Raw genomic sequence first — 25715 nt, 5'->3', positions numbered from 1 at the left:
CCGTCCATTATGTTCACCGAGTTCCAGGTAGTCTGGTGCTGTCGTTGACGATGTTACCGCGATGATGCAGACGTGGGGAGGAGTAGATTCTGAACGTGCCATCAATGGCTGCGTACCCCTTCCCCCCCTCGAAGTTAACGTGTTTGGCCGGTTGACGCGGCGCAGTCTGTTCATTCACCGTCAGGAAAACTGACATTAACCTGATTTATGCCGGCGCGCCAATCATCCCCGTTCATTTACTTTATAGTTAATGGACTGTCTTTCGTTGACGGCGTTTCAGAAGTCGCCCGGCCCAGACCGCGACACGTTAACGACAGTGCGCCCGGAAGGATCCGCAGGAAATAAAACATCGCGTCAGCATAAAAACGGAATATTACCTGTATTTCAACCGATTGGGATGCGGAATGCCCGTATCCGTTGCTCACTAATGGTGATAATAATGACGTTTGAACAATTATTGCATGTACTCTCTGTGGAAACCCATCTCAATCTCGATGAAGCGATCGATAGCGGCGGCTGCACGTTGGAATTCGATAAGAATATCCGGGTGACGCTGGAGCACCATAACGGTTGCGTCTATATTTTCTCACCGGTAATGGCTATTACCGGTGAATTATCGGGGGACTTTTTCGCCTCCTTATTGCAGGTGCAACTCTTTGGCATCGCTACCCACCGTTGTTGGTTTGGTTACGATGTCGGTGGCCAGCGTATTATCCTGTTTTTTCTGATGGATCTGGCTTATAACAGCGCGCAAAGCGCACTGGAAAATATTGAAAATCTGATCGACCAGTCGCATTACTGGCTGAAAAATCTGCCCGATATTGCTTGCCATCTTGGCGTACATGGCGCACCGCGGTCAACAAACCACTTTGCTGTGAGGTGATTATGGAACCTGTCTCCCGCGCTGGTTTTGTCTTGCGCACCGCTACCTATGCCCTGTTGGATAAATCGACATGGTTGAATCAGTTAGCAAGCAGGATTACCTGCGGCAGTCTGAACCGCGATCGTCTGGCGGATGGTATTGCCGCCGATATGCTGCGTTTCGGGCAGGCGACGCTACAAGATACCGCCATGTTCAAAGATTATGACGCGGATTTGGTGGCGTTTGGCCGATCGGCATTGTTGGCCGAAACCCATCAGCAATGCAAAGACGGCGCCGCCAATTTCGTGCGGCACTTGTTGGCGTCCCGGGATTACCAACCCTGGCTCCAGACGTTGGCCGCCTCTCTCACTGAATTAATACCGCCGGAGGTGGCGGACCATCCGCTGGAAAGAGTGCTGACGGCGCTCAGTAGTCAGGAGAACGGCGAAGCCGTATTGCGCACGGGGCTACGCAATGCGTTGGCAGGGATAACCGGCGGGCGCTTGCTTACGGCACCGCTGATGGCGGCGTTCAAGCGGGCTGTCCTCGACACGAGCAAATATCCTCCCACGTTTTTCGGCCACCATGCTGCCGCATGGTATTTACGCCGACTGCTTGCCCCAGACGATAAATGCTCGCCGACGCAGCCGGTCAAAGCCTGGCTTCTCGCCTCGGGAGGAGATCTCTTCCGTATGCTGTATCGAAAAAAGGGTCTGATCTATCAGCGTTTGGGTTTCCTGCCGGCGGCATGCGATATCAATACCTTATTCGTCAGAAGTTTACCCGGCTCGCTTAAAGTCACCGCTGACATGACGCCGCAGGCCGTGACCCGTTTGGTGCTTAAAGCCTATGTGTGTGGTCAATTGCCGGCTATGGAGACGTCATTGTCGACGTTATCGACCCCGGTCGGCCAGAGGTTCCGGCTGCAGCGGGATAGCTTGTTGACCTTTCTCCGCCGTTTGCCGGACGCGGAAATCACCGCCACCCCCGCGATGCCGGATGAAATTGCTGCGGTGACCGCCACGTTAGCGCGGGAAGTCGAACCGGACGAACAACGGTGCCTTGATAGACGCCACGGTTTCGCGTTGCCGATAAAGCACCCGATGATGCGCGGCAAATGGGCAATAGACCCGGCGTTAGATCGGGCCTGGGAAGAGGGCATGGCGTTGAGGGTGCACCCGGCGGAACAGGATCTGCGGCTGTGGGTCCCAAGAGGCGTACAGGCGTGGCACAGCGCCTGGCATTATGCCTGCGGCGCCAGGTCGCCTTCCGCGCGGGACGATGCGCTGGCGCAGTTATCCGCGCTGGTGCAGGATAACGCGCTAAGTTTGCTGGCCCTCACCCGCCTGCTCAATCCCGCGGGTATCGTTGAGGCGGTCGGGCAGCGTATCCTGTCACAATTCGATGGTGGTCAGCCTGACCGGATAGTCTATCAAGGACTTTGGCTACAGTTGGCGAAACCGGCGGTAAGCTTTGAGGTCAGTCCGGGCGATGGCGTCAATGTCGCGGCAACCTTATGCTGGCAGGTTGTCGGCTTCAGACCGACTCCACGCTGTGAAAATACCCCTGGCGAGCCAGACGGAACGGCGACGTTATCGAGTACCGTACATATTCACTTGCGGCTAAATCAGCACGGCGTCGAGCAACACAGCTTCACGCTGGGGCCGGCCCGGCTGGTGCTGCGGAAAACCTGGCGCTGTGCCGTGCCGGAACCCTTGCCGGAATTGTCTGCGCGGCCGGAATCGATAACACCGCCGGTCAATATGATTGGCGAATTCGATTAATTGCGGCCCGCCATGTGAATGACACCGTTTGCGAGACACCGCCCAATCGAGGGACGATAATTCTTGACGACGCAAGCAAGCAATACCGGCTGAGTAGCGAAGCAGACTAAGGACGGGATTGACAGACATCGGCTGGCAATGGCCGCAGCTGGGCTGACAGGGCTAAATTGATAAAATGCGGTTCGGGGCCACGCGGGGCTAACCTCCGCGTACAGACATCCGCTTTTATCATGCCAGCCAGCGAAGAATGAGCGCAACAACAATCCAAAATAATAAGCAAACAATAAATACACCTCGCCAAGCAAAATAACGGGTCATCAAGATTCTACTGCGTAATTTGTGTATGGGATACATAAAAACGTAAACCAATATGAAATGTGCTAAGCCGGAAATACGATTGAACAGCCGACATCATAAACATACCGACCTAAACCGCAGTTGAATACCAAATAACAATCCTGAAAGGCGTGCATTTAAAAAAAGACAAGATGAAAACAAAGAATGGATTGTTCATCAGCCGGATAATCATGGTTCTCCATGAAACGGCAGAGTTTTTTTTGCGGGTGGACTATTATTTAACTGGGTTGGCAGCCATTTGACAACGGCTGTTAAGTTAAAGTGATTTTTCTTCATATTTAAAACGACCTTTTACTTTTAGGACGCGCTAGCGCCTTGTTTTTGTAAAGTGCAATGTAATTGTTTACTTTTGCATTAACAATCAGGTGTCTGGATGCGATCACCGCCAGCCGACGCCACCGATTCGTGCATTACCAGAACGCCAAAAAAAGAAGGGCAACCGTCGTGACGGAAGGCTGGTGTTTGCTCTGCATTTGGCAAAATGTCCTGCCGAAGCCGAAGCCGAAGCCGAAGCCGAAGCCGAAGCCAATACCGTTACCGTTGCCGATGCCTGTGCTACCGGCTGCGGTAACATCCTGTCGGTGGCGGTCAGTGGCTAACGCTAGCTGTCATTGCCAATGATCTCTGGCTCCCCTCCGTCCCCTGCAACGTCAGCATCCGGCTGCGGGCTGCCCATGTGATGCCGGAATGCTCTGTGACGCAACGGGCCGCCGGAATGGTCCCTGCACCTGCATCAATCTTGGCCGGCAAAGGGGCATCAAGATTGAGGAACGAGAAGCCCTGCACGCCATTGCGCGGGTAACGCCGCTTGCGCCGCACGCAAAGCGTCGCGGTGTTTGTCATCAATCCAGGGTCGCCTGGCAGACGGAACAAGGTGGGCGATGTCATAATTTGTATAAAAAATGATTTTATTATTATTGATTTTAATGGAATTAAAATTGACTAAAATAGTTATTTCCTTGGTTTTTGGTTACTCCGGCGTGCGTCTCGACAAAAAAATTTCTCCTCTCGAATACCGTATTTACCAGCATTATCGTATCGCCCATGGCCTGCGCATCGCTCTGGCGTTCGTGCTCACCTTCTTAATCGTGCGCCTGCTGGCGCTGCCGGAAGGCACATAGCCTCTGATTACGCTGGTGGTGGTCATTGGGCCTATCTCGTTTTGGGGCAATGTGCTGCAACGCGCGCTTCAGCGTATCGCCGGCACGGTATTCGGCGCCGCCTCGGGGCTTATTGCCCTGCGTCTGGAACTCATCTCCTTGCCGGTCATGCTGGTCTGGTGTGGTCTGGTAATGTTTTTCTGCGGCTACCTTACGCTCGGCAAACGCCCCTACATGGCGCTATTAATCGGTATCACGCTGGCCAAACGCTGAGCCGCAATATGGTCTGCGTGCTGGAAATGCAGATAGAAGCGTGGTGGGCCTCGCGCGAGAGCCACTTTTTGTTGTTAAACGCGACGTCGTTGCGCAGCACACAAATCAGAACCCTGCGGACGCTGGCTACGCTTGCGGAAGCGTTGCGCGAGGGGAATCCCGAGCCTATCGTCGCCAATAGCCAGGAGCTGGCCTCCATCGCGGCGGAGCTTCATCAAATGCGAGATCAGATAAATCAGCGCCATCAGATCGAAGCCCCGATTTATGGCTATGTGTGGCTGAGTCTGAAATTGGCCCAACAGCTGGAACAGCTGCTGTGTATCACACTTCGCCGGCCAATGCCATAACCGGCACCGCGCCCCGGTGGGCGCGTGGAGTCATAGGCCGGCCCAGCCCGTGCGCACAGATTTTTGCCATCGCCAAAAAGCGGGTAGAATAGGGGGTATGCCAAAGTGGTGCATAGCTGCTACTCTGTAAGCACGCAGCATTGCAAAGAATTTAACGTATCAGCTAAACAAGGAAACTGAAATGGATCACATTAAGCCTTCATTCCACGATGTCCTGGAATTCGTGCGCATGTTTCGCCGCAAAAACAAGCTGCAGCGCGAGATCGCCGACAATGAGAAAAAAATCCGCGATAACCAGAAGCGTGTGCTGCTGCTGGATAACCTGGGCGACTACATCAAATCGGGTATGTCCATTGAGGAAATCCAGGCGATTATTGGCAATATGCGTACCGATTATGAAGATCGCGTCGATGATTACATCATCAAGAACGCCGAATTGTCGAAAGAGCGCCGCGAGCTGTCGAAAAAACTGAAGGCAATCGGGGAAGTCAAGGCGCTCAGCACCGTGATTGATAAACAACCTTAAGTGCGGCAAAAGCTGCATTGGAGGTAGAAACAGCTACAGTAGGCCGGGCGCTCCCCGGCCTTTTTTATCGGGGTCTATAGCCTATGATATATTATGATTATTAATTGTTGATCGTTAAATATATATAGCTGATGCAGATAAATAAAATAACGCCGCGGAGAAAATGATGATAGCATTATCACCTTGCCTGTTAGTTTAATCACTACCAAGGAGTCAGGGCAGAGAATAATGGGGCTAACCCACTGAATTAAATTATTGATTTATTATGAATCTTGTTACTATTTTTTGTATTGATGACCGTGGCAAATGGAAGTTTCTGAGCCTGACGGAATTTTTACCGGTGCAAAAGGGCGTCAGCGGCGGCCTTGGTTCAAGGCGGATAAGTTCTCTCATGACCGTATATAAATATGATTCCGGTATAATATTACGTCCGGTTGTATTAATATTTTTATTGGTGGCATTACTTTATTGGCTAGGGAAATTACCTGGCACATTATCCCCTGCGGAAAAAAAAGGTGCAGCATCGTGCGATATGACCGAAGCGGTGCCGCTCTCCGCTCGGCGCACTCTCGACCAAGAGGGGCCGGGAATGCTGGCCTTTATGTCTGGCGCGGATCCGTCCTATTCCCAGATACCGAACTATTCGCCGGGTAATGCGCAATTAACCCAGTGGCGCCGGGCGAAGATTACCCCCGTCAGCGTGTGTTGCCAGAAGTTGTATTGCCGGATAAAGCTAAGGAAAATAATTTTTTTCAACCATATGAAAAAAATTCTGAAACGCGAAATCAGGCATTTTCTAAAATTTACGCGGCCAGATAAAAAAAATTAAAATGATGTGCTGAATTAATTATATGCATATTAATTTTATTGAAACCATTTGCCGGCGCACGCAATTTTTCTTGCGGCGACAATCGGATGATTGGCATACAGGGAGTGGTGACGAGGGCGGCCAGCATGTGGCTGGAGAGTTCGCACGCCGGCAACGTGTTGACGAAAAGAGAACGCTTCCCAGGCGCGTGCCATATGGGCATTGTCACCGGCCAGAGAGGCGGGCTTCGTCGCCGGCCGACGGTTAAGACGGCAACATCGCCAGCCGCCGGATGTTTTGCGCGATAACCGCCGCAGACACATCAAATTGCTGCCGCTCAAGTGGCGTAAAATCCAGCTCGATAATTTGCGCCACGCCGTCTTGCGACATCACCGCCGGTACGCCGATGGCCAGTCCGCGCTGACCGTATTCGCCATCCAGCACGCAGGAAACCGTTAGCGCGCGGTGGCTGCCGGTTAGAAGATTGCGGCAAATTTCGGCGATGGTGCCGGCGACGCCATAATCCGTGCAACCTTTCTGAGCGTAAATATCAAAGCCGGTTTTGCGGGTGCGTTCGGCCAATGCGGCAAAATCCAGCGATTGCCCGTTTTTGCCAAGGCTGAATTCTCCCAAGGGCATACCGTATACCGCGCAATGGGGCCACACCGGAAATTGGCTGTCGCCATGTTCCCCCACGATAAATGCATCGATACTTTGCGGCGCGATATCCAATTCCTCCGCCAAGAGACGGCGAAGCAGGGTGGTATCCAGCCAGACCCCGGTGCCCAGCACGCGATGGCGCGGCAGCCACGACAATTGCCATACCTGATAGGTAATAATATCGCATGGGTTGGTGGCGATAAGGAAAATGCCGCTAAAGCCACCCGCCATCATTTGCGGCACAATTTGCCCGACAATGCCGGCGGTGGCGTCAAGCTCATCCAGCCTGGTCTGGCCCGATTTCAAACTGCAGCCGGACACGGTAATAACGGCAATATCCACATTGGCGCAATCGGCCGCGCTGCGGCTGCTGACGGTTACGCGGCTCGGCATATAGGCCGCGGCGTCGGCCAGATCTTTGCGCTGACCGTCCATTCGCGATGGGTTAATATCCACCAGGATCAGTTCTTCACCAATCTGCTGGTTGAGCAATGCATAGGCGGCGGAGGCGCCGACATTACCGGTACCGATGATCATGACCTTACGTGGCTTCATACAGCGTCCTCGTCGCAATAATTACGGTGGCCATGGAGGCCACGCGCAGGCTACTCCAGCCAGAGTAAATGAACAATATCATGATTGACAAAATGCTATGCTAATTGCACTGGCTACCGCCATTGGGTGAGCACGAGGGGATCATGACGGCACAGTTTTTTCACTACGGCAGCAAAGAAACCGACTGGCTGGCCAAACGGGATAAACGCATGGCGGAGGCCATTGCGCATTTTGTGGTGCTCCAGCGCGGAATGGCGCCGGATTTGTTTGCCGCGCTTATCAGAAACATCGTCGATCAGCAAATATCCACGAAAGCAGCCTTAACGGTTAACGCTCGACTCCTGACGCTGGCCGGCGCTTTAACCCCGCAGCGGCTTGAGGCGCTGCCGGCGCAGGCGATTCAGGGCTGTGGCATGTCGATGAAAAAAGCATTGTACATTAAAGGGGCGGCCAGCGCCGCCATGAGCTGTGAGCTTGACCTTGGCACGATTGCGCAGGCGTCTGATGAGGAGGTGATCGCCACCTTGTCCCGCTTACCGGGCATCGGGATCTGGACGGCGGAAATGCTGATGATTTTCTCTCTGGGCCGGCCGAATGTGCTGAGCTGGGGAGATTTGGCCATTCGACGCGGCATCATGCATCTGTATCGCCACAAAACGTTGCCGCGGGAACGATTCGAGCGATATCGCCGCCGGACTATGCCGCGGGGTTGGCGGCACGGAAATCTGCTGTTTTTTGAAAGCGGTGGCGCGGGTGAGGTCAGCGGCAAAGGAGGGCGGCGCCACCGCAGGGCGTGCGCCGGGCGGTCCGCTGACGGGTCAGGCGCTAAGCCAGCCCAGCTTGATGACAAACAGAATCGACAACACAGTCAGCGCCACGTTCAGGTCGCGATAGCGGCCGGTCAGCAATTTCACCAGCGTCCAGGTGATAAAACCGAAGGCGATGCCGTTGGCAATCGAGTACGTCAGTGGCATGGTCAGGGCCGTTACGGTGACCGGGGCCGACACGGTGATATCTTTCCAGTCAATTTCCGCCAGGCCGGAGGTCATCAGCACCGCGACAAACAGCAGCGCCGGAGCGGTGGCGAAAGCGGGCACGCTTGAGGCCAGCGGGGCGAAAAACAGGCTGAGCAGGAACAGAATACCGACCACAATCGCCGTCAAACCCGTACGGCCGCCGGCGCTGACGCCCGCAGCGGATTCAACATAGCTGGTGGTGGTAGAGGTGCCCAGGAGCGAGCCAAACAAGGCCGCGGCGCTGTCGGCCACCAGCGCTTTGCCCATTTTAGGTATATTGCCCTGTTCATCTGCGAGTCCGGCGCGTTTGGTCACCCCGATAAGCGTGCCGGAGTTGTCGAAGACGTCCACGAACAGGAAAGCGAAGATCACGCTCACCAGCGAAATGTCCAAGGCGCCGAGGATATCCAATTGCATGAAGGTCGGCGCGATCGACGGCGGCATGGAGACCACCCCGGCAAACGGACTGAGGCCCACCGCGATGGACAGAAAAGTGATCGCCAGGATACCGATTAATACCGCGCCAGGGACCCGCCGCGCTTCCAGCACCACAATCACGATGAAGCCCAGCATGGCCAATAGCGGGCCAGGCCGGGTGAGATCACCCAGGCCGACCAGCGTCGCCAGGTTATCCACCACGATGCCGGCGCCCTGCAGCGCGATGATAGCCAGGAATAGCCCAATGCCCGCAGAAATCCCTGAACGCAGCGGCAATGGAATGCTGGTGATGATCCATTCGCGAATTTTGAAAATCGACAGCGCAAAGAAAATCAGCGCCGACAAGAACACCGCACCCAACGCGATTTGCCAGGTGTAACCCATGTGCAGGACCACGGTATAGGTAAAAAAGGCGTTCAGCCCCATTCCGGGCGCCAGGGCGATCGGGTAGTTGGCGATGAATCCCATCAGCATGGAGCCAATCGCCGCCGCAAGGCAGGTGGCGACAAACACCGAACCCTTATCCATGCCGGTGGCGCTGAGAATGGTCGGGTTGACGAACAAAATATAAGCCATTGCCAAAAATGTCGTCAGGCCCGCGACAATCTCGGTGCGTACCGTGGTGCGGTGGGCCGTTAATTTAAATAATTTTTCCAACATGTGTTTTAATCTCTGAGAAGATGTCTGCACTGCCCAAGCAATCGTTATGCCACTCTTCTGACACCGGCGCAGGACAGAAAAAAAACCGATTAAGGGTGATTAATCAGGTTCTCAACGGGCATGAAGGTCCCGCAGGCATTAACCCTCAGCGCGGAGGCGATAATGCGGTGCGGCAGTGTCACCCTGCTGGTGCCGAAGCACCAATGCAGGGCAAGCGCCCCCGGCCTGGCCGAAGTGGCGGCGGCGGGTGACTGACATGCCGGAGCGGCCACATCATATCGCCGGTAACGCTCAACGTCGATCATATTCTCCGCCACGACAAGATATTCTGTCGTCGCAGATGGGTCACGTGCCCGGCGGCAACGCAGAGCGGCGGCATGGGCAGACCCACTTCCGTGACGAAAGCGGGCGCGGGTAGCTCAACCCGTTGACCAACGCGGCGAGATGGGTAGCTTAACCCCAGGGACGAAAGTGGCGGCGTGAAGAGCCCAACTCCTGTAACGAAAGCGGCGGCGCGGCTAGCTCAGCTCCCGCAACGAAAGCGGCGGCGCGCTAAAGGACTGGCCGCTGACCCCAAGGGTGTCCAAGGTAGGTACTGGTGCGCAAATATTGCGGCCCGCGCAGAGTTCCGGCGCGGGGTAGCTAGCGGTAATAGCACGGCGCGCCGCTCCGGGCGGATAAAGAGGCGGGGCGGCGAGAAGGGTGTTACAGCATTTCGGGTTTGAACTGACCGCGCCGGCTGATGATATTCCCCGCCACCATAAACACGCCCTCGCCGGTATAATGCAGCGTCTGCGGGTGCTTCGGCCGTGCGGCGACATGGGATTTTACTATCTCGAAGATAAAAAAATTGTAGCGGTCCACCAGTTGATCATCAAACAGGCGGCACTCAAAGCAGGCGTGACATTCGGCGATAAGCGGCGCGCTGACCCGTTCTGCCTTCAGCGGTGTCAGATCATTTTCCTGGAATTTGTCCACCTCGGCGCCGTGGCTGTTACCTATCTTCACCACCTTATCGGTCAGATCGGTGGTGGGCAGATTAATAACGCATTCGCCGCTGTCTTGCACCAGAGAGAAACTGTGATTATTAGCGGCAATAACGCAGCCCAGCAGCGAAGGGGAAAATTCCAGCATCGTATGCCATCCCAGCGTCATAATATTGTTCTGGCCGCGGCAGTGCGAGGAGAGCAGCACAATAGTGCCCGGTTCCAGATATTGACGCGCTTTTTCCGTTGGGAAATCCCGTTTGCGGCTGTTCATCGCCAGTCTCTACGGCTCGGGTGGGAATGCTTTACGTCGCGGCTTGCCTGTCGGGACGGCGAGGCCGCGTTGCATCGCGCGCGAAGGCGGCGGCATGCAAAGCCCTCTCTGGTGATTAACCGCGCTGCCGATAACAACCGCAGCCGGGGGCGCATGACGCTACATTCTGCGTAGTGATAAGCATAGATCAATTATCCGGCGACGATGACCTCGGTCAATACCCGGTTTAACGCCTGGAGCGCCGGTTTATCCGCTGCGGCTTTATCCGTTATCAGCAGCGCAATACCGTTCGGGGGAGCGTAAACCGCGCGACTGGTGACGCCAAGCTTGCCATGGTCTGCCAGAATAACCAGTCGGGCCGCCAGCTGCGCCATCGCTCGCGCCACTTAGGCCTCCTGATGGTCATAGCTGCTGGCGCCTTCGCGCGCATCAATACCGACCGGCGACAGCATGGCAAAATCAGCCCGATAGCGATAGATACTGGCGATTGCGGTAGCAGCGATGCTCGCATGTCCGCCGGGTGCCAGCTCACCGCCGATAAGTGTTATCTGATGCGGGCAGGGCGCGCGCTCACCGGCCGCCGCCAGTTTGCGCGCGGCGTCAAGGCTGTTGGTCAATATGGTCAAACCGGCCATGGCGATCAATTCCTCCGCCAGCATGGTGGTAGTACTGCCGGCGTCGAGAAACAGGGTTTGTCCTGGCTGCAACAGCCGCGCCGCGGCACGGACAATGGCGCGTTTCTCACTGGCGCGAACCGCGCTGCGAACGGCAAGCGGCGGCTCCGACGCCGGTCTGACAGCCACTGCGCCGCCGTGGACCCGTCGCAGTATCCCCTGCGCTTCCAGTGCGATGATATCCCGCCGCGCGGTTTCGCGGTAAATCCTTAGCGCCTCGCTGATATGACCTGTCGTGATGCGATCGAGCGTTGCCAGCAGCGCGCTAATCCGATGAAGACGGGTTTCCTGAAGCATAGTCAACCTCAACCGATGACAAATTGCGCTAATAATTAATGCGCCTAACGAAAGGGGATATCGGTAGGTACGGACAGCGGTCATTATGACAAAGTTGCCTCGGCGGGCAAAGCGTCAATGTGTGTTTGGTTGCATTTGTGGATTTTATTGCATTTTAAATTAAAGCGTTCATCATGAGAGGCGCAATGTGTGTCAGGCTTCCTGGAAGGGATAGCTCCCCCGCAGGCGATGCCGGCAATAGGTTTACGGCCCTAGGGGAAAGCATTATGGCGTCACGTTCAACGATTATGGATACCAACAGCTATCGCGCGGAGCACTCGGCAAAATTGGATCCCGATGCCCGGCGATTGACCGAGCGACGCAGCAAACTGCTGGGCGAATCCTACCGGCTGTTTTACCGCAAACCGGTGCATCTGGTGCGCGGCAGCGGGCAGTATTTGTGGGATGCCGCGGGTCGAAAATATTTGGACGTCTATAACAATGTCGCCAGTATCGGCCATTGCCACCCGGCGGTAATTGACGCCGTCTACCATCAGATGAGCCAGTTAAATACCCATACCCGCTATCTGCATGAAACCATATTGGATTACAGCGAACAGCTTTTGGCTACCCTGCCGGCGGAAATCGATCGCGCCATGTACATGTGTACCGGTTCTGAAGCAAACGATTTGGCCATACGGGTCGCCCGTGCCTGGAGCGGCGGTACGGGGATCATTGTCAGTCGTGAAGCCTATCACGGCACCAGCGATCTGACCTCCGGCGCTGGGTAGCGGCCAGACGCTGGCGTCGACGACCCGGCTGGTGGTGCCGCCGGACCGCTATCGCGTTGATGCGCCAGATTTGGGCCGTTGGTTCGCAAACGAGATCCATCGGCAAATTGATGATATGACGGCGCACGGCATTAAATTTGCGATTCCATCTTCTCGTCGGACGGCGTCATGGTTGGCCAGCGCGGCTTCCTGCAGCCGGCGTTGGAGGTGGTGCATAACAACGGCGGGATTTTCATTGCCGATGAGGTGCAGCCCGGTTTCGCCCGTACCGGTGAAGCCTTCTGGGGCTTTGGCCGGCACGGTATCGTGCCGGATATCGTGACCATCGGCAAACCGATGGGCAATGGTATGCCCGTCTCTGGCCTGCTGGCCAAAAGCGAGGTGCTGGCGACGTTCAGTGACCAAATTCTGTATTTTAATACCTTCGGCGGTAACCCGGTATCGATGGCGGCCGCCCGGGCGGTGCTGGAGGTGATTGCGCGTGAAGGCCTCCAGGCCCATAGCCTGGACGTAGGCAACCGGCTGCAGGCGTAACTGCAGACGCTGGCGGCAAAATATCCCTGCGTGGGCGACGTGCGCGGCGCGGGGTTGTTCATCGGTTTTGAGTTGGTGAGCGATCGAGAGCGTAAAACGTCGGATAAAGCGCTGGCGCTGGAAGTCATTGAGGCCTTGCGCGACCGCTTTGTGTTGACGTCCGTCGCTGGCCCGTTCGGCAACGTTTTAAAATTGCGTCCGCCGCTGGCGTTCCAGACCGGGGATATCGACTGGCTGGTGGGGGCGCTGGACGGGGCCTTGGCAGACAGCCTGCAACGCGTCCGGCGAGGTTAACCTGACGTCAGCTAACCTCACCCGGGGCGCTACCGGCGCCGGCGGCGATCTTGCGCCCGTTTGGCGCCGTCCGGGACGACCGGGCACCAGGCGGGCAAAAAATGCCCCGTCGGCAACGCCGGTGCTCAGCAACCGGCGTCTTGTCGCCGCCGGCAAAAGCATTCAGCGCTATGGTCGTTTACTATCCCGACGTCCTGCATCCAGGCGTAGACAATTGTTGGCCCGACGAATTTGAAGCCCCGTTTTTTCAGCGCCGCCGAGATCTGCGCTGAAAGCGGCGTGGAGGCGACCTGCGTCACCCCGTCGCCCTCCAGCACCTGACCGTGGATGAAATGCCAGCAAAAGTCGCTGAATGATTCCCCTTGAGCTGCCATTTGGCAATAGATGCGGGCGCCGGTGATCGTGGCCTCAATCTTTGCGCGGGCGCGGATAATGACCGGATTGCCCAGCAGTCGTTGCACGTCATGTTCGGTAAACACGGCAACATGGTGCGGATCAAAGCCGCAAAACGCTTCGCGAAAAGCGGCGCGTTTACGCAGTACGGTAATCCAGGACAGGCCGGCCTGGAACCCTTCCAGCATCAGCATTTCCCATAGCAGGCGATTGCCATGCTGCGGCACGCCCCATTCGGTGTCGTGATAATCGCGCATGAGCACATCATTGCGTACCCAAGTACAGCGCGGCAGCGCCGGGTCCCGTGCAGTCATTTTCGCCTCCAGGCGTGATCAATACCGTCGTGTGGCATCATACCCTGAAAGACGCGGCATGGGCGAGCGCCGCAATAGTTCATTTACAGGCTGCGGCCGTGATCCCAAATTGGACGTCATGCGTTCATTATTGGTAGATCAAGGCATCACCATGCAGCCGGTTCTTTCCGGTCGTCGCGATAATCACATAATAATTCGCGCCGGCCCGGTCCGCTTTCTGGGCAATATTGCGCTCCAGGTGATCTAAGGTTGCGGCGCCGGTAACGCTGATTGTTCCTAGTGCCTGTTTATTTACCGCTTCCTGGCGGCTAATCGTCTCTGCGGCAAAAGCGGGAAGACTTAAACCGGCCAGCAATAGCGGTGTCAGAACGAGTAAAGATCTTTTCATGAGGTTTGGCCCTGTGGTGAGTTTACATTGGCGATGTAGATTACTAATCGCCGTAAGTGATATATTTGATATTGTCAGTGGAATATCGTTTATCGATATATAAGGGGCGCGTGGCGCCTGTTTAAATAAAATTATCCCCCTCGTCAGTATGTGTCTCGAAGACGCGCCGAGGTAACGCCGTCAGCCCAGACGCTGCCATCGGGCCGGAAAGCAAGGTGAGCATCGTTTTTTAATTCATCATCATCCATGTTGTTACAGAGAATTACGCTATCCCCCAGCAGGCGGGAAGACTATTCCGCCAGAGGCCACGTTGAAAGCCAAGAATACCTCTTTTTTACCCTGGCGCTTAAAACATTCCTAAAATTAAGTAAATGTTTTGTCTGTAACCGTAACGGTTATTGTCGAATGCATTCCTGATGTCAAAATAAAGCAAGTATAAGCACGCATGCGTTAATTGCTGTATTGTACTACTTAATGGCTCACTTATTTACCCCTGCAGGTATATTCATGCACTCGCCGGTCATGGATAAGTTAAACATACACTATAAATTATAACGTATCCCATCAGATAATGCGGATAATGCCCCTCCAGGCGTTAACGGCATTATGTATACTTTATATAAAGGCAACAAACTCAAACCGCTTGCTTTATACGTAATCGGTCACGCCAGGGAAAGCCTGCGCCATCTATGGGTGGCAACGTCGCCGGCATGACACAAGCTCGATTGGCCGCTTCACGGGTGGGGCGAACGCAATAGCGTGCCGGGAGACGTGGGGCCCTCCGGCAAAACCTGCACCGTCGGCCTTACCGCGGCATCAGACCGGTGGTGCCTGATTGCTGAGCAGCCACCAGCGCGCTGTTTTCCGCATCAACCGCTGGTGGTAACGCCCGAGCGTCAGGGGGCTAATGGCCTCCACCTCCTGCGCCAGCTGCGCGTGGCGTTGCCGCCAATCTCCCCGCCAGTAGGCCTTCGCCATCGCGAGATTATTTGCCGGTCACTGGGCCAGCGCCTGCGTTAACGATACCTTGAGCGCCGCCAGCGCGACGGAGGACAGCGTAGCCAAGGTGAGGGACATGTTCGCCAAAAAGTCCTGGAGATGGGTGTACAGCGCCGCCGCATCACACCCCGGCGATTGCAGCAGAAATAAAATGCCGTTGTGATCGGCGGCGTGATGGAAACGGCAACTGACAATATAGCCAATTTGCTTAACGACGCGCAGGTGCTGGAAGAAGCGCGGCTGATACAGCAGCGCCAGTAGCCGCCAGGCGGCTTCTGCGGACGGCGAACGCGCAGGCTGTGGGCAAAAACTAGCAGCGCTGCCTCAGAATGCAGGGAGCTTACCTGGAGCCAGGCATTTGGCGGCAGCGGTGCCACGGCCGGGGATGCTGGGGGAACTATGCTGCCGGGAAAGGGAGAAAGCAGGCGCGCCAGTGGCGTTGACTCGCTGCCGTAAAGCAGCGCCTGCCAATGTAAACCGTCCAGACGGGGTTTTTCAACAGGAAACAGACTTTCGTCCCTCGCCGTCAGAGTCCTATCCAGCCACTGCGCCAACGCCTGCAGCAGCGCGCGCGCCGGTATATCGGCCTCCCTCTGTAGCCAGTCTGCCTGCCGACGCCAGAGGCCATGTTGATACTCGGCCGCCGTCAACGATCGCAGGCGGTCAATAGCGCCTGCCAGTGCGCCCATCATCGGTGCCGGCGCCGCGCTGAGCAGCAGCGTCCAGCGCCCCTCTACAGGCTGGAACGACAATAGTCCCCCGCGATGCGCCAGCGCGCCCGCCGTCGTACGCAGCGCGCTCTGAATGCAATAGCCCAGACGATCATCCCACGCCTCCCAGGTCTGAGGGCGCATCAGCAGCAAGGCTCGCCGGCGCGGCGCCGGCCGGTGACGCAGCCTGACCCGGCGTGCCGGGAAACGGGTAAAAGTGAAAAGCGGATTTGGGCTGCTCGGCAGCAGGCCCGGCAGCGAGGGGACTCACCCCAGTGTCCGCTGCGATGGCACGGGCGGGCGGGGTCTGGGGGGCGAGCCCTGGTCCATCGCCGAGCCGCAGTGTGAATCCCTGGCTGACCACCTTCTTGCCCGGCAGATCGGCGGCGATAGCCAGCTGCAGCATGACCCGCGCGTCGAGCAGGCCCAGCCAGCGCGCCCAGTGCGCGCAGGGAAAAGACGACCGCGTTGCCGGCGTCGCGGCCTGCGGCCATAGTGTCCCGATGCGGGCGCGTTAGCGCAGCTGCCGCATCGGCGACAAACGCGCCAGCGCGGCCTCTGCCAAGACGGCATAATGCCGCAGCGAGCGCGGCGGCAGCCGGTGCAGGGAAACCAGCCATTGCTGCAGCAGCGCCGCAATGTCCTGACCTCGCGTCAATACCCCCGGCAGCAGGGAAAAAAACCAGCGCCACGATCCCCTGATTGAGGGTTTGGTCGCATGGCAACAGCTGCACGCTGTCGCACAACCCGCGTGCGCGCAGTTGATCTAACAGGCCGCCGGCGGCCTCATCCTGTAATAATTGTCGAAACAACGGCAGCGTCGCGGCCGTCCCTTCGATGGCATCGGTCAGGGCAAAGGCCAAGACCAGCCGTGGCATCCCGGGGCAGCAGAGCGTTAACGGGCCGGGCAAGCGCCAGACCAATGGCGGCAGGCTGGCCCGCGATGGGCAAGGGGACCGCCGGGGCAGTCCTGTGGCGCCCGCGTTAGCGATAGCGCGCAGAGCTTCCTCGCTCTGGGGTACCTGCGGCCATAACGTCATATTGGCAGCGTGAAAAAAACGCTGATGGTAGTCGCGCAGGGCGTGCAGCAATTCCGCCGGATCGCCGCCCAGTGAGACAGGTTACCGGCGCAAAAACGGTGCAGCGGGTGACCGTCGGCCACCGCCCACGCCAGCGCCGCCTCGACCAGCGTGTCGCCGTCGTGGCGGCGGGCGCGGTATTCCGCATCAATAACCGCCACTTCCCGCATCGCCGCCTGGTCCGACCATAACGGCCAAGTCAGCATTGAAATCAGTCGCTGGACACCGTCCGCCAACAGGGGGGCCGGCACCTCGAAAAAAAAGTGGGTGCTGGCGGCCTCCGTGCTGGCGTTAACCGCGCCGCCGACCGCTTCCACCCAGGGCATCAGCCGCGCGTCGCCGCGGTGATGCCGGTTGTCGCCGAACAGCAGATGTTCCAGCAGATGGGCCAGACCCGGCCAGTCTTGCTGGCTCGTCATGGCTACCGGCCGCCACGGTCAACATGGCGGCGGCGCGCGGCTGGTTCGGCGTACTGACCACCCGCACCGTCAGTCCATTTCGTAATCGACATGGGGCGTGAGCCGGGCTCATGATTTTGCGCTCACGGCTTGGCGTACGAGGCAGAGTTGGTCCGGTTGCGGTAATGCAGCTCACCGATGCGAATCGTGGTGGTGTAGGCTTCTTCGCGTGCGGACACAATTTTGTCGTGGTGCGGCGATTTGGCGCAGACCGGGTCGGCATTGGCGGCATCGACCGTCAGCAGAAAAGCCTGGCAGCGACAGCCGCCGAAATCTTTCTCTTTTTCATCGCAGGAGCGGCACGGCTATGGCATCCAGTCCTGGCCGCGAAACCGATTGAAGCCGAACGAGTGATACCAGATATGGCGTAACGGATGTTCGCGTACCGAGGGGAACTGCACCGGCAATTGTCTGGCGCTGTGACAGGGCAGCGCGGTGCCATCGGGGGTGACGCACATAAAGAGCGCGCCCCAACCGCCCATGCAGCCTTTGGGCCGCTCTTCGTAATAATCGGGCGTGACAAACAGCAGACGCGTCAAATTGCCCTCGGCCTTCATACGCGCCCGGTAACGATGAACCACCTGCTCTGCGCGTGCGATCTGCTCGCGGGTTGGCAGCAGTCCGGCGCGATTGAGTTTTGCCCAGCCGTAAAATTGACAGGTCGCCAGCTCCACATCATCGGCCTCCAGCTGCAAGCACAGTTCGATGATGCGATCGATGTCATCAATATTGTGTCGATGCAGCACGAAATTGAGCACCATCGGATAGCCGTGCGCCTTGACCGCGCGCGCCATCGCCAGTTTTTGCCGGAAGGCGCGGGCCGAACCCGCCAGCGCGGCGTTGAGCGTTTCGTCGCTGGCCTGGAAACTTAGCTGGATATGATCCAACCCGGCGCGGGCAAAACGGGCGATCTTCTTCTCGGTCAAGCCGATGCCGGACGTCAACAAATTGGTGTAAAAGCCCATCTGTGATGCCGCGCCAATAAGGCTGTCCAAATCCTGACGCATCAGTGGTTCGCCGCCCGAGAAGCCGAGCTGAACGCTGCCCAGCTCCCGCGCCGGGCGAAAAACATCGATCCACTGTGCGGTTGACAGTTCCTGGTGATGCTGGGCGAAATCGAGCGGATTGGAGCAGTAAGGACACTGCAACGGGCAGCGAAAGGTCAGTTCCGCCAGTAACCACAGCGGCGGGTTGACCTGTGGGGCCGCCTCAGTCGCTAAAGAGGATCCATTTTTGTTCATACGCCCTCTGCATGAATTCGTCAATGTCGGTGCCGATAGCCTGAGCCGCGGGAAAACGGGCGGCTAGCTGGTCAATGATGTCGCTAATACGCCGTTCGCCGTAGACCAGCAGAAGAACAGCGGCCGCGCTGTCGTTGAGCTTCACCATCCCCTCCGGGTACAGCACCACATGGCAATTCTGCACGGCTTCCCATTGCAGGCGGAAACCGCGGCGAAACGAAGGGATGGCGCGCCGGTCAATAGGGTTCATACCAGCCCTCCGTGATGCCAAACCGGTTCAGCCGTCACCGTATGGTAAGGGGGACGATGTAGTTCGTAGGCCATGCTCATCGCATCGAGCATGCTCCAGAGAATATCCAGGCTAAGCCGGCTTGTTGCGGGTGGCGATGTCCGCGGCGTTGTGGTGTCAACCGCCTTATCCATCGCAGTAGCGATATCGATGTAGTGGGCCCTCAATCAAACCCTGGCCGCCAGGCGCCAGGCGGGGGCGGTGAAATGCCACCGATGTCGGCGAAACGGACCCCGCCCGGCGGTGATAAGCCGCTCACTGTCCTTATGCCGGCCGTCAGTAGGCCACGAAGGTACGCGGCACATTATTCTGTGCCGATACGCAAGCCCTAAAACAAGGCGCATTGCACAATGATACGTCAACCGCGCACTCTTTTGCGGCAACGGCGGGATAAAAGGACGTTGGCGCAGAGAGACGGTGCAGAAAAAACTTTTTACGCTATTTCAGCCATATATCAGTAGTCCCCCGCACGGTAGGGTTTTTTTTAACCGTTCACGTTCAAGGGACTTGTCACAATGCAACCTATATGTTATTAGTGTTATTTATCTTATTATTAGCCAATTATTCTATTTCCTGGAGATATATTGACCTTATCTGTTTTAGCTAGCGTCTGGATTACTTAATTATTTGATAAACGGTCTATTGCAGTTGAAATCACCATGATAAAGGCTATGCCTATCGTTAAGGCGAGATCGAGCCTGTCGCCGCAACCTTTTTACGGCGACGCAACGCCTTGTTTAACATGCCTGGGTTAATACCGAATATCATACCTTTTGCCTTGCGGCTTCGTTCGCCACTGAGGGCAAGAGGTGCGTTATACCCGCAAAGCGGGAATCTGCAGAGGGCTTGACAGGGTCCGTGCAATAATAAAAAAACCGGAGTGCATCACTAATGACCAACATCACGAAGAAAACGCTTCTTGCCGCGGCCGTAATGACCGCCATGGGAATGGGCGTTGCTGGACACACTTTTGCCGCGGACGTTCCCGCCGGCGTGCAGTTAAGCGACAAACAGGAATTGGTACGCGGCAATGGCGCCGAATTGCAATCCCTGGATCCCCACAAGATAGAAGGGGTTCCCGAATCCAACGTTAACCGTGACGTGCTGGAAGGCCTTATCATTAACGACCTGCAGGGTCGGTCCCAGACGGGCGTGGCGGAAAGTTGGGAAAATAAGGATTTTAAAGTCTGGACCTTCCATCTGCGGCAAAACGCCAAATGGTCCAATGGCGATCCGGTCACCGCCCAGGACTTTGTCTACAGCTGGCGACGATTGGCGGATCCCAAAACTGCCTCTCCTTATGAAAGCTACCTGCAGTACGCTCAGATCACCAACATCGACGATATCATCAGCGGCAAGAAAAGTCCGGACACCCTGGGCGTGAAAGCGCTGGACAGTCATACCTTGGAAGTCACGCTGGCCGAGCCGGTGCCGTATCTCATTAAGGTGCTTTCGCATCCGTCCATGTCGCCGGTGCCGCAAAAAGTGGTGGAAAAATTCGGTGAGAAGTGGACCCAGCCCGCCAATTGGGTGGGGAATGGCGCCTATGTCGTCAAAGACTGGGTGATTAACGAACGTATTGTCCTGGAGCGGAATCCCCAGTACTGGGATAACGCTAAAACCGTCATTAATAAAGTCACCTATCTGCCGATCTCGTCGGAAGTCAGCGACGTCAACCGCTATCGCGCCGGCGAAGACGATATGACCTACAACAACATGCCGATTGAGTTATTCCAGAAACTCAAGAAAGAGATCCCTAAAGAAGTGCATGTTGATCCCTATCTTTGCACATATTACTACGAAATCAATAACCAGAAAGCGCCGTTCACCGATGCGCGCGTGCGTACCGCGCTTAAGCTCGGGCTGGATCGCGATATCATCGTCAATAAAGTGAAAGCGCAGGGCGATCTGCCGGCTTACGGCTTCACGCCGCCCTATACCGATGGCGCCAAGCTGACGGCACCGGAATAGTTTGGCTGGTCGCAGGAGAAACGCAACGAAGAGGCGCGCAAACTGCTGGCCGAGGCGGGCTATACCAAAGACAAACCCTTGACCTTCGATTTACTGTATAACACCTCGGATCTGCATAAGAAGCTGGCCATCGCCGTGGCGTCTATCTGGAAAAAGAACCTCGGTGTCAATGTGAAGCTTGAAAACCAGGAATGGAAAACCTTCCTCGATACCCGCCGTCAGGGCAATTTAGACGTCGCTCGGGCCGGCTGGTGCGCGGATTATAATGAACCGACTTCCTTCCTTAACATTATGCAGTCCAACAGCTCCAATAACAGCGCGCATTATAAGAGTCCGGCATTTGATAAATTGTTGGTCCAGGCCCTGCAGGATGGTTCGGAAGACGCCCGCGCCGGTATTTATCAGCAGGCGGAGCAGCAGCTGGATAAAGACTCGGCTATCGTCCCGGTGTGTTACTATGTTAACGCCCGTTTGGTCAAACCTTACGTTGGGGGTTATACCGGTAAAGATCCGCTTGATAATGTCTATGTGAAAGATCTGTACATTATCAAACACTAAAGACGTTTAACGCGAGACAACAGGGCAGACCGCTGGCGGTCATGCCCTGTTTGTTCTGCAAACGCCTTACAGTCTACTGCCATGTTATAGGTCTGGTAATGTTAAAGTTTATCCTTCGACGGCTGCTGGAAGCGATTCCAACGCTGTTCGTGCTGATCACCATCTCATTTTTCATGATGCGCCTGGCACCCGGTAGCCCGTTTACCGGCGAGCGCAACCTGCCGCCGGAAGTGATGGCCAATATTGAAGCCAAATACCATCTGAACGATCCCATCCTTACGCAGTACGGCAATTATTTATTGCAACTCGCCCACGGTGATTTCGGTCCCTCGTTCAAATATAAAGACTACTCGGTCAATGATCTGGTCGCCAATTCGTTTCCCGTCTCGGCCAAACTGGGGCTGGCGGCGTTTTTGCTGGCGGTGGTGGTCGGTGTCGCCGCCGGTGTCATGGCGGCATTGAAGCAGAACACCAAATGGGACTATCTTGCCATGGGGTTTGCCATGACCGGCGTGGTGATCCCAAGCTTTGTCGTGGCGCCGTTATTGGTGCTAGTTTTCGCCATCACGCTGAAATGGCTGCCCGGCGGCGGCTGGAACGGCGGTGAGCCCAGATTTGTCATTTTGCCGATGGTGGCCCTTTCTCTGGCCTATATCGCCAGCATTGCCCGCATTACCCGCGGTTCAATGATCGAAGTGCTGCATTCCAATTTTATCCGCACTGCCCGCGCCAAAGGGCTGCCGATGCGGCGGATTGTTTTCAGCCATGCCCTGAAGCCGGCGCTGCTGCCGGTCATCTCGTATATGGGGCCGGCGTTTGTTGGCATCATTACCGGCTCGATGGTGATAGAGACTATTTATGGCCTGCCCGGTATCGGCCAGCTGTTTGTCAACGGTGCCCTTAACCGCGACTATTCCCTGGTGCTGAGCCTGACCATTTTGGTGGGCACCCTGACCATCCTGTTCAATGCCATCGTCGATGTCCTGTATGCGGTTATCGACCCGAAAATCCGTTATTGACGCTGGAGCGCGCAAATGATTTTGAGCAAGAAAAATAGCGAAGCTCTGGAGAAATTCAGTGAACAACTGGAAGTGGAAGGCCGCAGCTTGTGGGCCGATGCCAGCCGACGCTTCATTCATAACAAGGCGGCATTGACCAGCCTGTTCATCCTGCTACTGATCGCGTTGTTCGTCATTTTGGCGCCGTCGCTGTCTGCATTCCGCTATGACGATACCGACTGGGCCATGATGTCCAATGCGCCGGATATCGCCTCGCAACACTATTTCGGCACCGATTCATCCGGCCGTGATTTGCTGGTGCGGGTGGCTATCGGCGGACGTATTTCGCTGATGGTGGGTATTGCCGCCGCGCTGGTGGCGGTGGTGGTGGGGACATTATACGGCGCCCTGTCCGGTTATCTCGGCGGCAAAACCGACTCCATAATGATGCGGCTGCTGGAAATTCTTAACTCGTTTCCCTTTATGTTTTTCGTCATCCTGCTGGTGACGTTTTTTGGTCAGAACATCTTTTTGATTTTCGTGGCCATCGGGTTGGTTTCCTGGCTGGATATGGCCCGTATCGTCCGCGGCCAGACGCTGGGCCTGAAGCGCAAAGAGTTCATTGAGGCGGCCATCGTCAGCGGCGTGTCCACCCGCAATATTATTCTGCGCCATATTGTGCCGAACGTACTGGGTGTGGTGGTGGTATACGCGTCGCTCCTGGTGCCCAGCATGATTTTGTTCGAGTCCTTCCTGAGCTTTCTTGGTCTGGGCACTCAGGAGCCGCTTTCCAGCTGGGGAGCGCTGCTTAGCGATGGCGCCAATTCCATGGAAGTGTCTCCCTGGCTGCTGATTTTCCCGGCGCTGTTTCTGGTGGTGACGCTATTTTGTTTCAACTTTATCGGCGATGGGTTGCGTGACGCCCTCGATCCGAAAGACCGTTAAGGAGTGCCGCGATGAGCACGTATCAAACCTCGGTGCCGGGCGCGGTAACGCTTACGTACACCGCTGCGCCGGAACTGTTGGATGTGCGTGACCTGCGGGTCACATTTGCTACCCAGGACGGTGAGGTGACCGCGGTCAATAACCTGAATTTCACTTTGCGCGCTGGCGAGACATTGGGCATCGTCGGCGAGTCCGGCTCCGGCAAATCCCAGACCGCTTTCGCCTTGATGGGGTTGCTGGCAGGCAATGGTCGTATCGACGGTAGCGCCAAGTTCAATGGCCGCGAAATCCTTAATCTGCCGGAAAAGCAGCTGAATAAACTGCGCGCCGAGCAGATTTCGATGATTTTCCAGGGTCCGATGACCTCGCTGAACCCTTATATGCGGGTGGGCGATCAGTTAATGGAAGTGCTGCAACTGCACAAACGGATCGGCAAACATGAGGCTTTCAATGAGTCCGTGCGCATGTTGGACGCGGTAAAAATGCCTGAAGCGCGCAAGCGCATGCGTATGTATCCACATGAGTTCTCGGGCGGTATGCGCCAGCGGGTGATGATCGCCATGGCGCTGCTGTGCCGACCGAAACTGCTCATCGCCGATGAGCCGACCACCGCGCTGGATGTGACGGTGCAGGCACAGATAATGAACCTGCTCAACGAACTTAAACGCGAGTTCGATACCGCCATCATCATGATTACCCATGACTTGGGCGTGGTGGCCGGTATTTGCGACCGGGTGCTGGTCATGTACGCCGGCCGCACCATGGAGTATGGCAAGGCACGGGATGTGTTCTATCGCCCGAGCCATCCTTATTCCATCGGCCTGCTGGCGGCGGTGCCCCGCCTGGATGCCGACGGCAGCGATATCATGACCACCATTCCCGGCAATCCGCCTAATCTGCTGCGCTTACCCAAAGGCTGTCCTTTTCAGCCGCGCTGTCCCTACTCGATGGACATATGCGCCACCATGCCGCCGCTGGAACGCTTTGGCGATCAGCGTCTGCGCGCCTGTTATAAGCCACTGGAGAAGCTGGTATGAGCACCCTGGCCGAGAATAAAAAAGTCATCCTCGACGTCGACAATTTGAAGGTGTATTTCGACGTGAAAGGGGATAAACAGTGGTTCGGGCAGCCCGCTAAAAGCCTGAAGGCGGTAGATGGCGTGTCCTTGCGGCTGTATGAATGGGAGACGCTGGGGGTGGTCGGCGAGTCCGGCTGCGGAAAATCGACTTTTGCCCGGGCGCTGATTGGTCTGGTCAAGGCCACCAGCGGGCGTATTGCCTGGCTGGGAAAAGAACTGCAGGATATGAATACGGCGCAGTGGCGCGCCACGCGTAACGATATCCAGATGATTTTCCAGGATCCGCTGGCCTCGCTGAACCCGCGTATGACAATTGGCGAAATCATCGCAGAACCGCTGCACACCTATTTCCCGAAAATGCCGCGGCGGGAAGTGAAAGAGAAAGTGCGCAATATGATGATGAAGGTCGGGCTATTGCCGAACCTGATTAACCGTTATCCCCATGAGTTTTCCGGCGGGCAATGCCAGCGTATCGGTATTGCCCGGGCGCTGATTCTCGAGCCAAAGCTGGTGATTTGCGATGAACCGGTGTCGGCGTTGGATGTGTCCATTCAGGCGCAGGTGGTGAACTTGTTGCAGCAGCTGCAGCGGGAAATGGGGCTTTCGTTGATTTTTATTGCGCACGATTTGGCGGTGGTTAAACATATCTCCGATCGGGTTTTGGTCATGTATCTCGGCCATGCCGTGGAGCTTGGCACCTATGATCAGGTGTATCACAATCCACAGCATCCCTATACGCGCGCCTTAATGTCGGCGGTGCCGATACCGGACCCGGATAAAGAGCGCAATAAGGCGATTCAACTGTTGGAGGGGGATTTGCCTTCGCCGATTAATCCCCCGTCGGGATGCGTGTTCCGCACGCGCTGTCCGCTGGCCGATGAGACCTGCGCCGTGACGCGACCGATATTGCAGGGCAGTTTCCGCCACGCATGTTCATGCATCAAGGTGGACGTTGCCCAACTGGCGCCATAGTGTGGTGTCCCATCGGGCGCGGCAAAAGGCGGTGGGCTAAGGTTAATGCGGCGTTAGCTGTCGCTACACGGCCTGACGAGCGCTGCGAGGGAGCCCATCGCTGGCGG

21 protein-coding genes and 8 pseudogenes are annotated in these 25715 nt (G+C 56.5%); 14 read left to right on the top strand and 15 right to left on the bottom strand.

Annotated features, from left to right (window positions below):
- Positions 1 to 439: 439 nt before the first annotated feature.
- The 6 genes and pseudogenes from JZM24_RS16235 to JZM24_RS16210 all read left to right on the top strand — a co-directional run bounded on the left by JZM24_RS16235 (position 440) and on the right by JZM24_RS16210 (position 6078).
- Entirely contained in the window at positions 440 to 883 is a 444-nt protein-coding gene (locus tag JZM24_RS16235; protein WP_215670975.1) for a type III secretion system chaperone, read from the top strand.
- A gap of 2 nt (positions 884 to 885) precedes the next feature.
- Positions 886 to 2646, top strand: coding sequence for a hypothetical protein (locus tag JZM24_RS16230; protein ID WP_215670973.1), 1761 nt, complete (start codon positions 886 to 888; stop codon positions 2644 to 2646).
- Positions 2647 to 3461: 815 nt separating this feature from the next.
- The gene (locus JZM24_RS16225) at positions 3462 to 3602 is read left to right on the top strand and encodes a hypothetical protein (protein WP_215670971.1); all 141 of its coding nucleotides are present in this window, start codon (positions 3462 to 3464) and stop codon (positions 3600 to 3602) included.
- Between the two features lie 381 nt (positions 3603 to 3983).
- Positions 3984 to 4723 (top strand): annotated as a pseudogene (locus JZM24_RS16220) (FUSC family protein).
- 181 nt (positions 4724 to 4904) lie between these two features.
- Positions 4905 to 5249, top strand: a complete 345-nt coding sequence (tmaR, locus tag JZM24_RS16215) for a PTS system regulator TmaR (protein ID WP_215670969.1) — start codon at positions 4905 to 4907, stop codon at positions 5247 to 5249.
- Positions 5250 to 5514: 265 nt separating this feature from the next.
- Complete coding sequence (locus JZM24_RS16210; protein WP_215670967.1) at positions 5515 to 6078, top strand: hypothetical protein; 564 nt, start codon at positions 5515 to 5517, stop codon at positions 6076 to 6078.
- Positions 6079 to 6321: 243 nt separating this feature from the next.
- Here the strand turns inward: JZM24_RS16210 and JZM24_RS16205 are convergent, their stop codons facing one another.
- Complete coding sequence (locus JZM24_RS16205; RefSeq protein ID WP_215670965.1) at positions 6322 to 7272, bottom strand: L-lactate dehydrogenase; 951 nt, start codon at positions 7270 to 7272, stop codon at positions 6322 to 6324.
- A gap of 113 nt (positions 7273 to 7385) precedes the next feature.
- A complete protein-coding gene (locus JZM24_RS18925) occupies positions 7386 to 7574 on the bottom strand; it encodes a hypothetical protein (protein WP_246580116.1) in 189 nt (62 codons plus the stop codon).
- Here JZM24_RS18925 and JZM24_RS16200 point away from each other — a divergent pair.
- Positions 7482 to 7982: pseudogene (locus tag JZM24_RS16200) on the top strand (DNA-3-methyladenine glycosylase family protein); the annotation flags it as partial. The gene JZM24_RS18925 and the pseudogene JZM24_RS16200 sit on opposite strands and share 93 nt — an antisense overlap.
- Before the next feature lie 108 nt (positions 7983 to 8090).
- On the opposite strand, the gene JZM24_RS16195 reads toward JZM24_RS16200, so the two are convergent.
- Positions 8091 to 9386, bottom strand: coding sequence for an NCS2 family permease (locus JZM24_RS16195; protein ID WP_215670963.1), 1296 nt, complete (start codon positions 9384 to 9386; stop codon positions 8091 to 8093).
- Between the two features lie 120 nt (positions 9387 to 9506).
- On the opposite strand from JZM24_RS16195, the gene JZM24_RS19300 reads away from it, so the two are divergent.
- Positions 9507 to 9641, top strand: coding sequence for a hypothetical protein (locus tag JZM24_RS19300; protein ID WP_281418240.1), 135 nt, complete (start codon positions 9507 to 9509; stop codon positions 9639 to 9641).
- A gap of 450 nt (positions 9642 to 10091) precedes the next feature.
- On the opposite strand, the gene JZM24_RS16190 is transcribed toward JZM24_RS19300, so the two are convergent.
- Together JZM24_RS16190 and JZM24_RS16185 are read right to left on the bottom strand one after the other, a co-directional pair.
- Positions 10092 to 10652 (bottom strand): flavin reductase family protein, encoded by a 561-nt coding sequence (locus JZM24_RS16190; RefSeq protein WP_376775573.1) that lies wholly within the window; start codon positions 10650 to 10652, stop codon positions 10092 to 10094.
- 185 nt (positions 10653 to 10837) lie between these two features.
- Positions 10838 to 11617 (bottom strand): annotated as a pseudogene (locus JZM24_RS16185) (DeoR/GlpR family DNA-binding transcription regulator).
- 266 nt (positions 11618 to 11883) lie between these two features.
- On the opposite strand from JZM24_RS16185, the pseudogene JZM24_RS16180 reads away from it, so the two are divergent.
- A pseudogene (locus JZM24_RS16180) lies at positions 11884 to 13215 on the top strand (aspartate aminotransferase family protein).
- Between the two features lie 125 nt (positions 13216 to 13340).
- Here the strand turns inward: JZM24_RS16180 and JZM24_RS16175 are convergent.
- The 10 genes and pseudogenes from JZM24_RS16175 to JZM24_RS16135 form a co-directional block, all read right to left on the bottom strand.
- Positions 13341 to 13922 carry a DNA-3-methyladenine glycosylase I gene (locus tag JZM24_RS16175; RefSeq protein ID WP_215670959.1) on the bottom strand — a complete coding sequence of 194 codons (582 nt, stop codon included), beginning with the start codon at positions 13920 to 13922 and terminating at the stop codon, positions 13341 to 13343.
- 127 nt (positions 13923 to 14049) lie between these two features.
- The gene (locus tag JZM24_RS16170; RefSeq protein ID WP_215670957.1) at positions 14050 to 14310 is read right to left on the bottom strand and encodes a YdgH/BhsA/McbA-like domain containing protein; all 261 of its coding nucleotides are present in this window, start codon (positions 14308 to 14310) and stop codon (positions 14050 to 14052) included.
- An 816-nt stretch (positions 14311 to 15126) separates the two neighbouring features.
- Positions 15127 to 15288 carry a hypothetical protein gene (locus tag JZM24_RS16165; RefSeq protein ID WP_215670955.1) on the bottom strand — a complete coding sequence of 54 codons (162 nt, stop codon included), beginning with the start codon at positions 15286 to 15288 and terminating at the stop codon, positions 15127 to 15129.
- Positions 15289 to 15306: 18 nt separating this feature from the next.
- Positions 15307 to 15513: a hypothetical protein gene (locus tag JZM24_RS19880; RefSeq protein ID WP_376775572.1), complete on the bottom strand. Its 207-nt coding sequence runs from the start codon at positions 15511 to 15513 to the stop codon at positions 15307 to 15309.
- A gap of 1020 nt (positions 15514 to 16533) precedes the next feature.
- On the bottom strand, positions 16534 to 16677 hold the full coding sequence (locus JZM24_RS16155) for a hypothetical protein (protein ID WP_215670951.1): 144 nt from the start codon (positions 16675 to 16677) through the stop codon (positions 16534 to 16536).
- A gap of 31 nt (positions 16678 to 16708) precedes the next feature.
- Positions 16709 to 17059 (bottom strand): annotated as a pseudogene (locus JZM24_RS19875) (pyrroloquinoline quinone biosynthesis protein PqqF); the annotation flags it as partial.
- Positions 17056 to 17517, bottom strand: coding sequence for an insulinase family protein (locus JZM24_RS16150; RefSeq protein ID WP_215670949.1), 462 nt, complete (start codon positions 17515 to 17517; stop codon positions 17056 to 17058). The gene JZM24_RS16150 and the pseudogene JZM24_RS19875, both read right to left, overlap by 4 nt.
- A gap of 122 nt (positions 17518 to 17639) precedes the next feature.
- A pseudogene (gene pqqE / locus JZM24_RS16145) lies at positions 17640 to 18797 on the bottom strand (pyrroloquinoline quinone biosynthesis protein PqqE).
- A complete protein-coding gene (gene pqqD / locus JZM24_RS16140) occupies positions 18766 to 19038 on the bottom strand; it encodes a pyrroloquinoline quinone biosynthesis peptide chaperone PqqD (protein ID WP_215671230.1) in 273 nt (90 codons plus the stop codon). Before pqqD ends, pqqE begins: the two are co-directional and overlap by 32 nt.
- Before the next feature lie 5 nt (positions 19039 to 19043).
- Positions 19044 to 19166, bottom strand: a pseudogene (locus tag JZM24_RS16135) (pyrroloquinoline-quinone synthase PqqC); the annotation flags it as partial.
- Positions 19167 to 19977: 811 nt separating this feature from the next.
- Here JZM24_RS16135 and oppA point away from each other — a divergent pair.
- From oppA to oppF, 5 genes and pseudogenes are all read left to right on the top strand, one after another.
- Positions 19978 to 21615 (top strand): annotated as a pseudogene (oppA, locus tag JZM24_RS16130) (oligopeptide ABC transporter substrate-binding protein OppA).
- A 98-nt stretch (positions 21616 to 21713) separates the two neighbouring features.
- Positions 21714 to 22634 (top strand): oligopeptide ABC transporter permease OppB, encoded by a 921-nt coding sequence (gene oppB / locus JZM24_RS16125; protein ID WP_215670946.1) that lies wholly within the window; start codon positions 21714 to 21716, stop codon positions 22632 to 22634.
- Positions 22635 to 22649: 15 nt separating this feature from the next.
- On the top strand, positions 22650 to 23558 hold the full coding sequence (oppC, locus tag JZM24_RS16120) for an oligopeptide ABC transporter permease OppC (protein WP_215670944.1): 909 nt from the start codon (positions 22650 to 22652) through the stop codon (positions 23556 to 23558).
- A gap of 11 nt (positions 23559 to 23569) precedes the next feature.
- A complete protein-coding gene (locus JZM24_RS16115) occupies positions 23570 to 24595 on the top strand; it encodes an ABC transporter ATP-binding protein (protein WP_220098925.1) in 1026 nt (341 codons plus the stop codon).
- Positions 24592 to 25608 carry a murein tripeptide/oligopeptide ABC transporter ATP binding protein OppF gene (gene oppF / locus JZM24_RS16110; protein WP_215670941.1) on the top strand — a complete coding sequence of 339 codons (1017 nt, stop codon included), beginning with the start codon at positions 24592 to 24594 and terminating at the stop codon, positions 25606 to 25608. Before JZM24_RS16115 ends, oppF begins: the two co-directional genes overlap by 4 nt.
- Positions 25609 to 25715: the final 107 nt, after the last annotated feature.

Origin of the sequence: Candidatus Sodalis endolongispinus (genome assembly GCF_018777395.1) — a bacterium.
Taxonomy (GTDB): Bacteria; Pseudomonadota; Gammaproteobacteria; order Enterobacterales; family Enterobacteriaceae; genus Sodalis_B; species Sodalis_B endolongispinus.
This window is presented reverse-complemented; position numbering and strand designations above follow the sequence as displayed.

Excerpts from the sequence above, each read along its gene's own strand:
- JZM24_RS16235 (WP_215670975.1), top strand. The coding sequence starts at position 440 with ATGACGTTTGAACAATTATTGCATGTACTCTCTGTGGAAACCCATCTC.
- JZM24_RS16230 (WP_215670973.1), top strand. The coding sequence starts at position 886 with ATGGAACCTGTCTCCCGCGCTGGTTTTGTCTTGCGCACCGCTACCTAT.
- tmaR (WP_215670969.1), top strand. The coding sequence starts at position 4,905 with ATGGATCACATTAAGCCTTCATTCCACGATGTCCTGGAATTCGTGCGC.
- JZM24_RS16210 (WP_215670967.1), top strand. The coding sequence starts at position 5,515 with ATGAATCTTGTTACTATTTTTTGTATTGATGACCGTGGCAAATGGAAG.
- JZM24_RS16205 (WP_215670965.1), bottom strand. The coding sequence starts at position 7,272 with ATGAAGCCACGTAAGGTCATGATCATCGGTACCGGTAATGTCGGCGCC.
- JZM24_RS16195 (WP_215670963.1), bottom strand. The coding sequence starts at position 9,386 with ATGTTGGAAAAATTATTTAAATTAACGGCCCACCGCACCACGGTACGC.
- JZM24_RS19300 (WP_281418240.1), top strand. The coding sequence starts at position 9,507 with ATGAAGGTCCCGCAGGCATTAACCCTCAGCGCGGAGGCGATAATGCGG.
- JZM24_RS16175 (WP_215670959.1), bottom strand. The coding sequence starts at position 13,922 with ATGACTGCACGGGACCCGGCGCTGCCGCGCTGTACTTGGGTACGCAAT.
- JZM24_RS16170 (WP_215670957.1), bottom strand. The coding sequence starts at position 14,310 with ATGAAAAGATCTTTACTCGTTCTGACACCGCTATTGCTGGCCGGTTTA.
- JZM24_RS16165 (WP_215670955.1), bottom strand. The coding sequence starts at position 15,288 with ATGGCGAAGGCCTACTGGCGGGGAGATTGGCGGCAACGCCACGCGCAG.
- JZM24_RS16150 (WP_215670949.1), bottom strand. The coding sequence starts at position 17,517 with ATGACGAGCCAGCAAGACTGGCCGGGTCTGGCCCATCTGCTGGAACAT.
- oppB (WP_215670946.1), top strand. The coding sequence starts at position 21,714 with ATGTTAAAGTTTATCCTTCGACGGCTGCTGGAAGCGATTCCAACGCTG.
- oppC (WP_215670944.1), top strand. The coding sequence starts at position 22,650 with ATGATTTTGAGCAAGAAAAATAGCGAAGCTCTGGAGAAATTCAGTGAA.
- JZM24_RS16115 (WP_220098925.1), top strand. The coding sequence starts at position 23,570 with ATGAGCACGTATCAAACCTCGGTGCCGGGCGCGGTAACGCTTACGTAC.
- oppF (WP_215670941.1), top strand. The coding sequence starts at position 24,592 with ATGAGCACCCTGGCCGAGAATAAAAAAGTCATCCTCGACGTCGACAAT.